This is a genomic window from Streptomyces kryoterrae, from assembly GCF_054072135.1.
In genome coordinates this window covers 3283824-3296671 of the sequence record NZ_CM133358.1, presented here as the reverse complement: position 1 = coordinate 3296671, position 12848 = coordinate 3283824, and the positions used below count along the sequence as shown (strand labels likewise).

Below are 12848 nucleotides of genomic sequence, written 5' to 3'. Positions count from 1 at the left end.
TCACCGCCGGTAGCCGGAGAGGGAGAGCAAATTGGCCTTGATCTTCTGGAACGGCGTGTCCGCGAGCGTACGGCTGGAACCGCGCGCGTAGTACCGCTCGATGTAGTACTGGCCGACGCTGAGGACCGAGGTGAGGATCAGGTACCAGGCCGCGGCGAGGAAGTACATCTCCACCGGGGCACCGGAGGTCTGCCCGATGTCCTGTGCGTAGCGGAACAGTTCGGCGAACTGGACCACCGACACCAGCGAGGTCGTCTTCAGCATGTTGATGACCTCGTTGCCCGTGGGCGGCACGATCACGCGCATCGCCTGCGGGATCACGATCCGGCGCAGGGTCTTGGCGTGGCTCATGCCCAGGGCGTGCGAGGCCTCGGTCTGGCCCTCGTCGACCGAAAGGAGGCCGGCGCGGCAGATCTCCGCCATGTAGGCGGCCTCGTTCAGGCCCAGGCCCAGGAGCGCCGTCAGCAGCGGCGTCATGAAGCTGGACCAGTAGTCCTTGTAGATCGGACCGAGGTTGATGTAGGTGAAGACCAGGCCCAGGTTGAACCAGACGACGAGCTGGACCAGGACCGGGGTGCCGCGGAAGAACCAGATGTAGAACCAGGCGATGGTCGAGGTCACCGGGTTCTTCGACAGCCGCATGACGGCGAGCAGGATGCCGCCGACGATGCCGATCACCATCGAGAGCACCGTCAGCAGAAGGGTCTTCCAGACGCCCGTGATGATCCGGTCGTCGAAGAAGTAGTCCGGTACGGCGCCCCAGTTGATGTTGCCCTGGGCGAACGCGTAGACGATCGCGACGAAGAGCGCGATCGCGACGACGGCCGAGACGTACCGCCCGTAGTGCCGGACCGGGATGGCCTTGATGGCCTCCGGTCCGGCCGGGGGAGTGTCCGCCGGTCCTGTCGCCTTGTCGATGTCAACAGTCACGGGTGTTGCCTTTCAGTGCCCGTAGCTTCCGTGAGCCTCGGGTCACTTGCCGCCGTTGACGGTGGCCGAGGTCACGGCGCCGTCCTCGACGCCCCACTTGGCGATGATCTTGGCGTACTCGCCGTTCTTGATGATCGCGTCGAGCGCCGCCTGCAGGGCGTCCCGCAGCTGCGTGCTCGACTTGGCGACCGCGATGCCGTACGGCGCCGCCTCGACCTGCTCGCCGACGACCTGGAAGTCGTTGCCGCCGCCCGAGGTCTTCACCGCGTACGCCGTGACCGGGAAGTCGGAGGAGCCGGCGTCTGCGCCGCCCGCGCGCACCCGGGTCTGGGCCTGCTGGTCGTTGTCGTACGGCTCGATGGCGATCTTCTTGCCGCCCGTACACTTCTTCGTCTCGGCCTTGGCGAGGTCCTCCGAGACCGTGCCGCGCTGGACCGCGATCTTCTTGCCGCACAGGTCGGACCAGCTCTTGATGCCCTGGTCGTCGCCCTTCTTGGTGTAGATCGACACACCGGCGGTGAAGTAGTCGACGAAGTCGACGCCCTCGCCGACCTTCTTGCCGTTCTCGGTGCCCTCCTGGCGGTCCTTGGTGTCGGTCATCGCGGACATGGCGATGTCGTACCGCTTGGAGCGCAGGCCCGTGATCAGGGTGTCGAAGGTGCCGTTCTGGAACTCGAACTTCACGCCGAGCTGCTTGCCCATGGCGTCCGCGAGGTCCGGGTCGATACCGACCGTCTTGCCGGAGTCGTCCTTGAACTCGACCGGCGCGTACGCGATGTCCGAGCCGACCGTGACGACGCCCTTGTCCCGGATCGCCTGGGGCAGCTTGGCGGCCAGCGGGGCGGAGCTCGTCGAGGCGCTCTCCGAGCCGGTGCCCTTGTCCTTGGTCTGGTCACCGCATCCGGTGAGCAGCAGTGCGCCCGCGACCGCGATCGCACCGACCGCGGCTAGCCGGTTGTGCGCTGCGGTCGTACGAAGGGTGGAGCTTGCGGTCATGGTGGGTTCCTCCGGCGATGGATGGTGAGCCATTGGGGCCGGCGCCCGCCCAGGGGGCGGACGATGCCGGCGGGTCGGTCGACTGGTGCACACATCTTTGAGTGTCGCGACCTTGTGTGATTACGGCATCTTGCCATTCGGGCGGAGGCATTCAGACGACCGGCTATGTCAAAATCGGATAACGGGTGACCCCCGTAGAGCGTCAGGTCGGTGCATCAGAGCCGGACCTTCCCGGATCTTCTACGGGAATCATTCGTTCCGGCCGGAAGACCTTCGGCGTATCTCGCCAGGTGAGCGGCTGTTGCATCCGTACGCACGGCCGCGGAAGGACTCCGCCCCGGCTCGTGGCCCCGTTCGTGGCCCCCGTGGCCCCGTTCGTGGCCCGACAGGGTCTCGACTCGGTCTCGTCACGGTGCCCGGCTCGCCGCCGACCCGCTTCTCCATTTGATCGATCATGCCCGGGTATGTGGCCATGTGTAGTGATGAGTCGTGTCGCCCCCGTGTGACCTTCGCGCCGTGGGGTCGTCGGCGGTGTCCTCCGTCCGGTAAGAAGGTTCTTTACACCCCTCATCAGGGGCTCAGGGCGCGTGTGCGGCGCGCCCGTCGCGTTCGTGCCCGTGCGCATCACTCACCGGGGCCTTGCGCGGTGCCCGCCCACCCCTCACCAGGAGTGGCCACCCTCAAACCGTGAAGACCTAAGGGGTACAACAAAGTGGCAGCGGAGATCGTCAATCCTCGCAGCGACATCGACACCGGCAGTGACGCCGTCGAGTTCGACCCGGCGTTCGCCCTGCACCGGGGCGGCAAGATGGCCGTGCAGGCCACCGTGCCGATCCGTGACAAGGACGACCTGTCCCTCGCGTACACGCCCGGTGTGGCCCGGGTGTGCACCGCCATCGCCGAGCAGCCCGACCTCGTCAACGACTACACCTGGAAGTCGTCCGTCGTCGCGGTCGTCACGGACGGTACGGCGGTCCTCGGACTCGGGGACATCGGCCCCGAGGCCTCCCTCCCGGTGATGGAGGGCAAGGCGATCCTGTTCAAGCAGTTCGGCGGCGTGGACGCGGTCCCGATCGCGCTGGCCTGCACGGGCGTGGACGAGATCATCGAGACGGTGGTCCGGCTGGCGCCGTCCTTCGGTGGGATCAACCTGGAGGACATCTCGGCACCGCGGTGCTTCGAGATCGAGCGGCGGCTCCAGGAGCAGCTGGACATCCCCGTCTTCCACGACGACCAGCACGGCACGGCGGTCGTGACACTGGCGGCCCTGCGCAACGCGGCGAAGCTCACCGGGCGGGAGCTCGGGGAGCTGCGGGGCGTCATCTCGGGCGCGGGCGCGGCGGGCGTCGCCATCGCGAAGTTCCTCCTGGAGGCGGGGCTCGGCGATGTCGCCGTCGCCGACCGGAAGGGCATCGTCTCGGCGGACCGGGACGACCTCACCCCGGTCAAGCGCGAGCTGGCCGAGCTGACGAACAGGGCCGGGCTGACGGGGTCGCTGGAGAGCGCCCTGGCGGGCGCCGACGTCTTCATCGGCGTCTCCGGCGGTACGGTCCCGGAGGCGGCGGTGGCTTCGATGGCCAAGGACGCGTTCGTGTTCGCGATGGCCAACCCGGACCCCGAGGTTCACCCGGACGTGGCGCACAGGTACGCGGCGGTCGTCGCGACCGGGCGCTCGGACTTCCCGAACCAGATCAACAACGTGCTGGCGTTCCCGGGGATCTTCGCGGGGGCGCTGCAGGTGCGGGCTTCGCGGATCACCGAGGGGATGAAGATCGCGGCGGCGGACGCGCTCGCGGCTGTCGTGGGTGAGGATCTGGCCGCCGATTACGTGATTCCGTCGCCGTTCGACCCGCGGGTCGCTCCGGCGGTGACGGCGGCGGTCGCTGCGGCGGCTCGGGCGGAGGGGGTCGCTCGCCGCTGAGGCTTGTGTCCAGCGGTGGCGCTGTCCGTCTCATCCCTGGGGGCTGCGCCCCCAGACCCCCGCTTCGGCCCTGAAGGGGCCTCGTCCTCAATCGCCGGACGGGCTGGAAATGCGGGCCGGTGCTGGTAGTTGGCCTCTCTGGCGTTTGAGGAGCGGGGGTTCGGGGCGGCCGGGGTTAATCAACAGGGCGTGTGTCACAGTGCCGCCTCGTTCCCCCGGCTCCGCCGGGCCCCTATCGTCAAGGTCATGTTCGCTGCCTACGCCGCCCGTATCGACCCCGACCACCCGCTCGACGGGCTGGAGTTGGGTGACCGCCCAGCCCCCGAGACGCGCCCCGGCTGGGCGACGGTCGACGTCAGGGCCGCCTCGCTCAACCATCACGACCTCTGGTCCCTGCGCGGCGTCGGACTCCCCGAGGACCGGCTGCCGATGATCCTCGGCTGCGACGCCGCCGGCGTCGACGCGGACGGCAACGAGGTCGTCCTGCACTCCGTCATCGGCCAGACGGGCCACGGCGTCGGCCCCAGGGAACCCCGTTCCATCCTCACCGAGCGCTACCAGGGCACCTTCGCCGAGCAGGTCGCCGTACCGGCGTGGAACGTCCTGCCCAAGCCCAAGGAGCTCTCCTTCGCGGAGGCCGCCTGTCTGCCCACCGCCTGGCTGACGGCGTACCGCATGCTCTTCACCAACGCGGGTGTACGCCCCGGCGACTCGGTGCTCGTGCAGGGCGCCGGCGGCGGTGTCGCGACCGCCGCGATCGTGCTCGGCAAGGCGGCGGGCCTGCGGGTCTTCGCCACCAGCCGGGACGAGGCCAAGCGGAAGCGGGCGGTGGAACTGGGCGCCGTCGAGGCGGTGGAGTCCGGGGCGCGGCTGCCGCAGCGCGTGGACGCCGTGATCGAGACGGTCGGGGCGGCCACCTGGTCGCACTCGGTCAAGTCGCTGCGGCCCGGCGGCACGCTCGTCATCTCGGGCGCCACCAGCGGCGACCGCCCCTCGCACGCCGAACTGACCCGCATCTTCTTCCTCGAACTCAAGGTCGTCGGCTCCACGATGGGCACGAAGGACGAGCTGGAGGACCTGTTGTCGTTCTGCGCCACCACCGGCGTACGTCCCGTCATCGACGAGGTGCTCCCGCTGGACCGGGCCCGCGAGGGCTTCGAACGCCTTGAGTCCGGTGACCTGTTCGGCAAGATCGTCCTCACCACCTCCTGACCTCCATCACGTACGTCTGTACATCTCACTGCGGTGGGCCCGGGTTTCCGGGCCCGCCGTTCGTGTGTTCGCGGCACTCCGCATGTCAACTAGGGTTGACAATGTCGATGATGTCAACCTAAGTTGACGTCATGACCGAAGCAACAGATCTCGCCGAGCGCGCGGGTGACCGCGATCCGCGGATCGGGCTGCGGGCCGTCTCCGCTCTGCGGAAGCTGGTCGAGCAGCTGGAGTCCGTGCAGGTGCGCAGTGCGCGCAATCAGGGCTGGTCGTGGCAGGAGATCGCCGCGGAGCTCGGTGTCAGCAGGCAGGCCGTGCACAAGAAATACGGGAGGCAGTGATGTTCGAACGGTTCACGAGCGATGCGCGTGCTGTGGTCCAGGGTGCCGTCGAGCACTCCGAGCGCGCCGGCAGTCGGTCCGTCGATGCCGAGCACCTGCTGCTCGCGCTGCTCGACCGCGAGGCGAGCAGGGCCTCCTTCGCCCTGGCTTCGCTCGGACTCGCCGACCGCAAGGAGTCGGTGAAGGACGCTCTGGCCGACGCCCGGCGCCGCGCCGGACTGTCCCAGGCCGAGGCCGATGCCCTCGCCGGGCTCGGAATCGACGTCTCCGACATCGTCTCCCGGGTCGAGGAGGTGCACGGCGTCGGCGCGATGTCCGGCGACCGCCGGGACCGGGGGTGGTTGTCGGGGCGCCGCACCTTCAGCCGGGACGCCAAGGAGGTGCTGGAGAGGTGCCTGCGCATCGCGGTGGCCCACCGGGACCGCCGGATCGGCGACGAGCACATCCTCCTCGCCCTCACGGCCCGCCCCGGCGTACCGGCGGAGGCCCTCGCCGATCAGGGAGTCACGTACGAGGCCCTGAGCCGTGTGCTGTACGGCGGGGGCGAGGCGAAGGCGGGCTGAGGCGGCGGGCCTGCGCGGCGGGTTGAGACGGGGTTCGGGGTGGGGCGGGGTCCGCCAGGTGGTTGAGCCGATCAACCGCACGGAACGCCGAGGGCACCGCCGGGCCGTGGCGGCTCGGGGGCATCCGTGGTGCTGACCGGCAGGTCGGCCGGGCGCGGAGCGGGAGCCGTGCCCCCATGGGCGGTCGGCGCGCGGCTCACCGGAACGCGTCGAGTGAGGTTGTTCGTACCATGAGGCGGGACGCGACCCGGTGTGGTGCCCTGCGTCTCGGCCGCGCCCTCTCTCACGCCTTCGGCGTCCGCAGTGCCGCCTCCACCAGTGTCGCCGCCGCGGACAAGTGGCCGCGGATCTCGTGGAGTTGGGGTTCCGTGACGCTGTGGTCGCGGGCCGTGTCGCGGATGCCGTCGCGGAAGCGGTCGAGCAGGCGGTCCAGGTCGCGGGCCGGGTCGCCGGTGGAGTCCTCGTGGGCCCAGGACGGTTCGTAGCCGGCGGGGAAGTCCGGGGGAGTGTCCGTGTACTGCGGGCGCTCCGGTTCCGGTGCCGTGGCCGTCGTGGTGCCGCCGGGGCGGGGGAAGCCGATGTCCTTGCCGAGGTTCTTGCCGAAGTCCTTCCCGAACTCGCCGAACTCCTTGGCCAGTTCGGTCAGGCCCTCCCGGACCCCCGTCGGCCAGTCGCCCCTGCTGAAGTGGTCCTGGACCTGTTCCTGGACGCGCCGGGCGATGCGCTGCACCTCCTCCTGGGCCTGCGCACGGGCGTTGTCCTGGGCCTCCTTCGCCTGGCGCCTGGCCCGCTGGGCCTCCTCGCGGGCCCGGCGGCTCTCGTCCTTCGCGCGCCGGGCCTGCTCCTTCCACTCCTGCTTGGCGCGCCGCATCTCCTCCTTCGCGGCACGCCACGACTCCTTGTCGCCGGCGTCGGTGTGGTCCCCGTACTCCCACGGTGTGCTCCGCGCGGCTCCGGGAGTGCCGCGGGCCTCGCTCGCCGCCGCGCGCACCTCCCGGCGCAGGTCGCCCGCCGCGCCCCGGACGTCGGCCCGGATCTCGGCGGCGAGTTCGGCGACCGAGTCGCGGATCTCCAGTTCCAGGTCGGCCAACTCGCCGCTGCGGTCGGCCAGTTCGGCGCGGCCCGCGTCCGTGATGGCGTACACCTTGCGGCCGCCCTCGGTGGTGTGCGTGACCAGGCCCTCGGTCTGCAGCTTGGCCAGGCGGGGGTACACGGTGCCCGCCGACGGCGCGTACAACCCCTGGAAGCGTTCCTCCAGGAGGCGGATCACCTCGTAGCCGTGGCGGGGAGCCTCGTCCAGCAGCTTCAGCAGGTAGAGGCGCAGGCGGCCGTGGGCGAAGACGGGAGGCATGTCAGAGCACCTTCTTGTTCGTCGGACCGGAGGTGTCCCCGGGGGCGGAGTCGGCCGGTTCGTCCTCCGGCTGGGGGCGGCGGAGCAGGGCGATCGAGCCGGAGACCGTCGTCGCCCGGAGCTTGCCGGTGCCCGCGCCCAGCCGGCCCGTGACGCGGTGGGCGCCCCACTGGCCGTGGACGCGGAGGTCGTCGAAGGCGTTCGAGATCCGGCCGCTCGCCGTGTTCGCCTCCACGTCGGCGTCCGCCGGATGCGGGAGCCGGATGGCGATCTCGCCCGAGACGTTCGTCAGCTGTACGTCCGTCGGGCCCTCCGGGTCGAGGTCGACGATCATCGAGCCGCTCACCGACTCCGCGCGCACCGAGGGGCCGGAGCCCTCGACGACGGTGAGGTCGCCGGAGACGGAGTTGAAGCGCAGGTCGCCCGTGACCGCCTGGGCCTCCAGGCTGCCCGAGACCGTGTCGGCGCGGACCGGCCCGGAGAGGCCGACGAGTGTCGTGTCGCCGGTGACGCCCTTGACCACCGTCGCCCCGGCGACTCCCGAGACGACCGCTGCGGCCCCGACCACGCCCACCTCGACGCGCGCGGCGGCCGGGACGGTCAGGGACACCACCGCGGTGCGGCGCCAGCTCTTGCGGTCCAGCCACTTGAGGAAGCCCTTCCAGGGCAGGTCCTCGTACGCCACGGTCAGGACGCCGTCCTCCTGGGTCACCACCAGGGGTGGGCCCTCGATCTCGGTGACCTCCAGACGGGCGGAACTCTCCTCCGTGCCCACCACGTTCACCGTTCCGTTGACGATGCGTACCCGCAGGTCCGTGATGGGCTCGGCGAAGGCGAGGTTGCCGGGCTCTTTGACGGACCACTCGGACGCGGATGTGATGGACATGGTGCGGACCCCCTTGGTGAACGGACGGGCTGACGAACGGCAGGCCGACGACCGGGTACGTCACGACACGCCATATCGCGTCTTCCGCTATTCACGATATATCGCGGTCACGGAAAGTCAAGACACCCGGACCGGAGCCGCCCGCCTCGCCCGCCCGCTCGTCACTCCTCGTCCTCGTCGTCGTCCAGCCGGGCCAGCCAGGTCGCCAGCCGCTCCACCGGGACCTCGAAGTCCGGGTTCAGGTCGACGAACGTCCGCAGCTGCTCGGCGAGCCACTCGAAGGTGACCTCCTCCTCGCCGCGCCTCTTCTCCAGTTCCTCGATGCCGCGGTCCGTGAAGTACATGGAAGGTGCTCCGTCGCTCGATGTAGGGCCGGTGTCCAGGATAAGAGCAGCTCGGCACTCCCCGGCCCGGCCCCTCTAGGTGCTCTCTAGGTGACTTCGAGTCGTTGGCAGGAGCCTCGGTTGAGCCAATGTTCCTGTTGGCCGAAATGATTCCGTAATATCACGGGGAAGGTCATGAGGCGAAGAGTCGTAATCACCGGAATCGGTGTGGCAGCGCCCGGCGGTATCGGAGTCAAGGCCTTTTGGGAGGCCCTTTCGGCCGGTAGGACCGCAACTCGGAAAATCAGTCTCTTCAACGCCGACGGGTATCGGTCCCGCATTGCCGCGGAATGTGATTTCGATCCCACCACGCATGGACTGTCCCCGCGGGAGGTACGGCGCATGGACCGGGCGGCGCAGCTGGCCGTGGTCAGCGCCCGGGAGGCGCTCGCGGACAGCGGCATCGACGACGCGCGGCCGGACCCGGACCGCGTCGGAGTGGTCATCGGCAGCGCCGTCGGATGCTCCATGAGCCTGGAGCGCGAGTACGCGGTCGTCAGCGACTCCGGCCGCGCGTGGGTGGTCGACCACGCCTACACCTCGCCGCACCTGTACGCGCAGTTCGTGCCCGGTTCCCTGGCCACCGAGGTGGCCTGGGCGGCGGGCGCCGAGGGTCCGGCCACCGTCGTCTCCGACGGCTGCACCTCGGGCCTGGACTCCCTTGGCCACGCCCTGGAGCTGATCCGCGAGGGGTCGGCGGACGTCGTCCTGGCCGGTGCCACCGACGCGCCCATCTCGCCCATCACGGTCGCCTGCTTCGACGCGATCAAGGCGACGTCGCCGCGCAACGACGACCCCACCACCGCCTCCCGCCCCTTCGACCGCACCCGCGACGGTTTCGTGCTCGGCGAGGGCGCCGCGGTGATGGTGCTGGAGGAGTACGAGCACGCCCGGCGCCGCGGCGCGCACGTCTACGCCGAGGTCGCCGGCTTCGCCACCCGCAGCAACGCGTACCACATGACCGGTCTGAAGGCGGACGGGCGGGAGATGGCCGAGGCGATCCGCGCGGCCCTCGACGACGCCCGGACCGCCCCCGGGAGCATCGGTTACGTCAACGCGCACGGCTCCGGTACCAAGCAGAACGACCGCCACGAGACGGCCGCCGTCAAGCGCGCCCTGGGCGAGCACGCGTACGCGACCCCGATGAGCTCCATCAAGTCGATGATCGGACATTCCCTGGGCGCCATCGGAGCCCTGGAGGCCGCCGCCTGCGCCCTGGCCGTCGAGCACGAACTGCTGCCCCCGACCGCCAACCTCCACGAACCGGACCCGGAACTGGACCTGGACTACATCCCGCTCGTCGCACGGGAGAAGCGGGTCGACGCGATCCTCAGCATCGGCAGCGGCTTCGGCGGATTCCAGAGCGCCCTGGTGCTCACCCGGCCCGAGAGGAGCGCCGTATGACACCGACCGCCGTGGTGACCGGACTCGGGGTGATCGCGCCCAACGGCGTGGGCACCGACGAGTTCTGGGCGGCGACCCTGCGCGCCGAGGGCGGGATCCGCCCGCTGGAGCGGTTCGACCCCGAGCCCTATCCGGCCCGGCTCGCCGGCCAGGTCCCGGAGGCGGCGTTCGACGCCGCCGAGCACCTGCCCAACCGTCTGCTGCCGCAGACCGACCGGATGACGCGGATGGCACTGGTCGCCGCCGACTGGGCACTCGCGGACGCCGGCGTCGACCCGGCCGCGCTGCCGGACTACGACATGGGCGTGGTGACCGCCAGCGCCTCCGGCGGCTACGAGTTCGGGCAGCGCGAGCTGCAGAACCTGTGGAGCAAGGGCCCCGAACACGTCAGCGCCTACCAGTCCTTCGCCTGGTTCTACGCGGTGAACACCGGCCAGATCTCCATCCGCAACGGCATGCGCGGCCCGAGCGGCGTCGTCGTCGGCGAGCAGGCCGGCGGGCTGGACGCCCTCGGCCAGGCCCGCCGGAACATCCGCCGGGGCACCCCGCTGATGATCAGCGGCGCCGTCGACAGCTCCCTGTGCCCGTGGGGCTGGATCGCCCACCTCTCCACCGAGCGGATCAGCACCCGGGAGAAGGCCGACGACGCCTATCTGCCGTTCTCCACGCGCGCGTGCGGCCATGTTCCCGGCGAGGGCGGGGCGATCCTCGTGGTCGAGGACGCGGACGCCGTACGACGCCGGGGCGGCGCCCGCCCCTACGGCACCGTCGCCGGCTACGCCGCCGGTCTCGACCCCGCGCCGGGCTCCGCCCGCCCGCCCGCCCTGCGCCGGGTCGTCGAACGGGCGCTGGCGGACGCGGGCGTGACGCCGGACCAGGTGGACGCCGTGTTCGCCGACGCGGCCGGGTCGCCCGACCTGGACCGCGCGGAGGCGGCGGCGATCAGTGCCGTCTTCGGGCCGCGCGGGGTGCCGGTGTGTGCGCCGAAGGCGCTGACCGGACGGCTGAACTCGGGCGGGGCGCCCCTCGACGTGGTGGCCGCGCTCATGAGCATGCGCCACGGCGTGCTCCCGCCGGCCGGGCCCGTCACCGAGGCGGCCGACGACTACGGCATCGACCTGGTGACCCGCGGACCCCGCGAACACCGGGTGCGCACGGCCCTCGTACTCGCCCGCGGAGAGGGCGGGTTCACCAGCGCGCTGGTGCTGACGGAGTCTTCCGGCGACCAGTGAACAGACCGCACGGCGGAACGAACCGCACGGCAGGACGATCGCACGGCAGGAAGGAATCAGAGATGACCGAACTGACCCTGGAGGAGCTCGTCGGGATCCTGCGCGAGAGCGCGGGCGAGGACGAGGGTGTCGACCTCAGCAGTGACATATCCGACACCCCCTTCACCGACCTCGGCTACGACTCGCTCGCGCTCCTGGAGACCGCGGGCCGAGTCCAGCGCGACTTCGGGATCGCCCTGGACGACGACGTCCTGGGCGCGGCGGAGACACCGAGGCTGTTCCTGGCCGCCGTCAACGAGCGGCTGGCCGCCGGCGTCTGACCCACGCCGTCCGACACCGACCCTGCTCCGGACGGGGAAGCGCCCTCCGCGAAGTGGCGACGCCGTGCGATCACCTTGCGTGCGTCAACTGCGGAGGGCGCTTTATTACCCGAAGACAGACAAAGGCAAACTTTAAGAACAATTGACGTATTCGGCGATGTGTTCGTATTAAGATGCCGGTGACCGCGGGGGTGAATTCTGCCCTCAGCAATTCATTGAGATAGCGGGCCTTAATACGGGGGGTATTGCCGCGCCTTGAATTTCCACGCGCATGTGATTGCACCGTTCTTTCGGCAGTCCAGTACGAGAATCTCCACATCCTCGGAGGCGCCAGTGATTGCCCGCGTTCTTGGAACACTCGACGTCAGAATCGGCGGACGCTCCGTCGTCCCCACGGCCCCGAAACCCCGCAAGGTGCTCGGATTGCTCGTCCTGCACGCCAATCACGTCGTCTCCACCTCGGCGCTGATGCGTGAACTGTGGGGCGAGAAGCCACCCGCCAGCGCCGCCACGACACTCCAGACCTACATCCTGCTGCTGCGCAAACTGCTGGCCGCCGCGCTCGACGGCGGTATGCCGGAGGCCAAGCGGATGCTCGCCACCTACCCGGGCGGATACAAGCTCCAGCTGCCCTGCGGCGCGGTCGACCTCGACCGCTTCGAGGAACTCTGCGCGGCCGGCCGCCAGTTCCTGGCCAGGGGCGAGGCCCTGGAAGCCGCCGACACCCTGCGCGCCGCGCTCGCCCTGTGGCGCGACGACGCCCTCGTCGACGTACCGACCGGGCCGCTGCTCGAGGTGGAGGCCGTAAGGCTGCGCGAGTGCCGGCTGGGCGCGCTGGAGCAGCGCATCGAGGCCGATCTGCGGCTGGGCCGGCATCACGAGGTGCTCAGTGAACTGGCCGCGCTGGTCGCGGAGTTCCCGCTCAACGAGAATCTCCACGCCCAGTTAATGCTGGCCCTGTACCGGTCCGGACGCAGGGCACAGGCCCTGGGTGTGTACCGCAAGCTGCGTACGTCGTTCATCGACGAACTCGGCCTCGACCCCTCCACCCGCATCCACGACCTGCACCAGGCGGTGCTCGCTTCCGAGCCCGCCCTGGACGCCGAGGCCGCCCAGTGGGCCCCGGCCGCCGAGTCGGCCCGCCTCGTCGGCGTGGTCTGACCGGAGGCGGTCAGGAGCCTGACCCCTCCTCCCCGCCGCCGCACGACATCCGATCCCCGCCGCTGTTCGTCCCAGGCCCTGTCGCCGCTCCCCCCACCGCCCCGAAACGGCACCCCCTGCCCACGGGGCCGCCCATCGGGCGTACGGC

Annotated in this window: 13 protein-coding genes; 8 read left to right on the top strand and 5 right to left on the bottom strand. The window is 70.3% G+C overall.

Going from position 1 to position 12848, the window contains the following annotated elements; genetic code table 11:
* Entirely contained in the window at positions 1–930 is a 930-nt protein-coding gene (locus ACW4TU_RS13765; RefSeq protein WP_457428009.1) for an amino acid ABC transporter permease, read from the bottom strand.
* Positions 931–972: 42 nt separating this feature from the next.
* On the bottom strand, positions 973–1926 hold the full coding sequence (locus ACW4TU_RS13760) for an ABC transporter substrate-binding protein (RefSeq protein ID WP_457428007.1): 954 nt from the start codon (positions 1924–1926) through the stop codon (positions 973–975).
* Positions 1927–2638: 712 nt separating this feature from the next.
* Between ACW4TU_RS13760 and ACW4TU_RS13755 the strand changes: the two genes are divergently transcribed.
* From ACW4TU_RS13755 to ACW4TU_RS13740, 4 genes are all read left to right on the top strand, one after another.
* Positions 2639–3847, top strand: a complete 1209-nt coding sequence (locus tag ACW4TU_RS13755; RefSeq protein ID WP_457428005.1) for an NAD(P)-dependent malic enzyme — start codon at positions 2639–2641, stop codon at positions 3845–3847.
* A gap of 246 nt (positions 3848–4093) precedes the next feature.
* Positions 4094–5059 (top strand): zinc-binding dehydrogenase, encoded by a 966-nt coding sequence (locus ACW4TU_RS13750; RefSeq protein ID WP_457428003.1) that lies wholly within the window; start codon positions 4094–4096, stop codon positions 5057–5059.
* 131 nt (positions 5060–5190) lie between these two features.
* Complete coding sequence (locus ACW4TU_RS13745; RefSeq protein ID WP_055525534.1) at positions 5191–5400, top strand: helix-turn-helix domain-containing protein; 210 nt, start codon at positions 5191–5193, stop codon at positions 5398–5400.
* Positions 5400–5963, top strand: coding sequence for a Clp protease N-terminal domain-containing protein (locus ACW4TU_RS13740; RefSeq protein ID WP_457428001.1), 564 nt, complete (start codon positions 5400–5402; stop codon positions 5961–5963). Before ACW4TU_RS13745 ends, ACW4TU_RS13740 begins: the two co-directional genes overlap by 1 nt.
* A gap of 283 nt (positions 5964–6246) precedes the next feature.
* Here ACW4TU_RS13740 and ACW4TU_RS13735 read toward each other — a convergent pair whose 3' ends face one another.
* From ACW4TU_RS13735 to ACW4TU_RS13725, 3 genes are all read right to left on the bottom strand, one after another.
* Positions 6247–7314 carry a helix-turn-helix transcriptional regulator gene (locus ACW4TU_RS13735; protein ID WP_457427999.1) on the bottom strand — a complete coding sequence of 356 codons (1068 nt, stop codon included), beginning with the start codon at positions 7312–7314 and terminating at the stop codon, positions 6247–6249.
* 1 nt (position 7315) lies between these two features.
* On the bottom strand, positions 7316–8200 hold the full coding sequence (locus tag ACW4TU_RS13730; RefSeq protein ID WP_457427997.1) for a DUF4097 family beta strand repeat-containing protein: 885 nt from the start codon (positions 8198–8200) through the stop codon (positions 7316–7318).
* 161 nt (positions 8201–8361) lie between these two features.
* Complete coding sequence (locus ACW4TU_RS13725) at positions 8362–8544, bottom strand: DUF6104 family protein (protein ID WP_018571400.1); 183 nt, start codon at positions 8542–8544, stop codon at positions 8362–8364.
* A gap of 174 nt (positions 8545–8718) precedes the next feature.
* On the opposite strand from ACW4TU_RS13725, the gene ACW4TU_RS13720 reads away from it, so the two are divergent.
* The 4 genes from ACW4TU_RS13720 (at position 8719) to ACW4TU_RS13705 (ending at position 12700) form a co-directional block, all read left to right on the top strand.
* Positions 8719–9987, top strand: a complete 1269-nt coding sequence (locus tag ACW4TU_RS13720) for a beta-ketoacyl-[acyl-carrier-protein] synthase family protein (protein ID WP_457427994.1) — start codon at positions 8719–8721, stop codon at positions 9985–9987.
* Positions 9984–11219: a ketosynthase chain-length factor gene (locus ACW4TU_RS13715; RefSeq protein WP_457427992.1), complete on the top strand. Its 1236-nt coding sequence runs from the start codon at positions 9984–9986 to the stop codon at positions 11217–11219. Before ACW4TU_RS13720 ends, ACW4TU_RS13715 begins: the two co-directional genes overlap by 4 nt.
* Positions 11220–11281: 62 nt before the next feature.
* Positions 11282–11539: an acyl carrier protein gene (locus tag ACW4TU_RS13710; RefSeq protein WP_457427990.1), complete on the top strand. Its 258-nt coding sequence runs from the start codon at positions 11282–11284 to the stop codon at positions 11537–11539.
* A gap of 414 nt (positions 11540–11953) precedes the next feature.
* Positions 11954–12700, top strand: a complete 747-nt coding sequence (locus ACW4TU_RS13705; RefSeq protein WP_457427988.1) for an AfsR/SARP family transcriptional regulator — start codon at positions 11954–11956, stop codon at positions 12698–12700.
* Positions 12701–12848 lie beyond the last annotated feature (148 nt).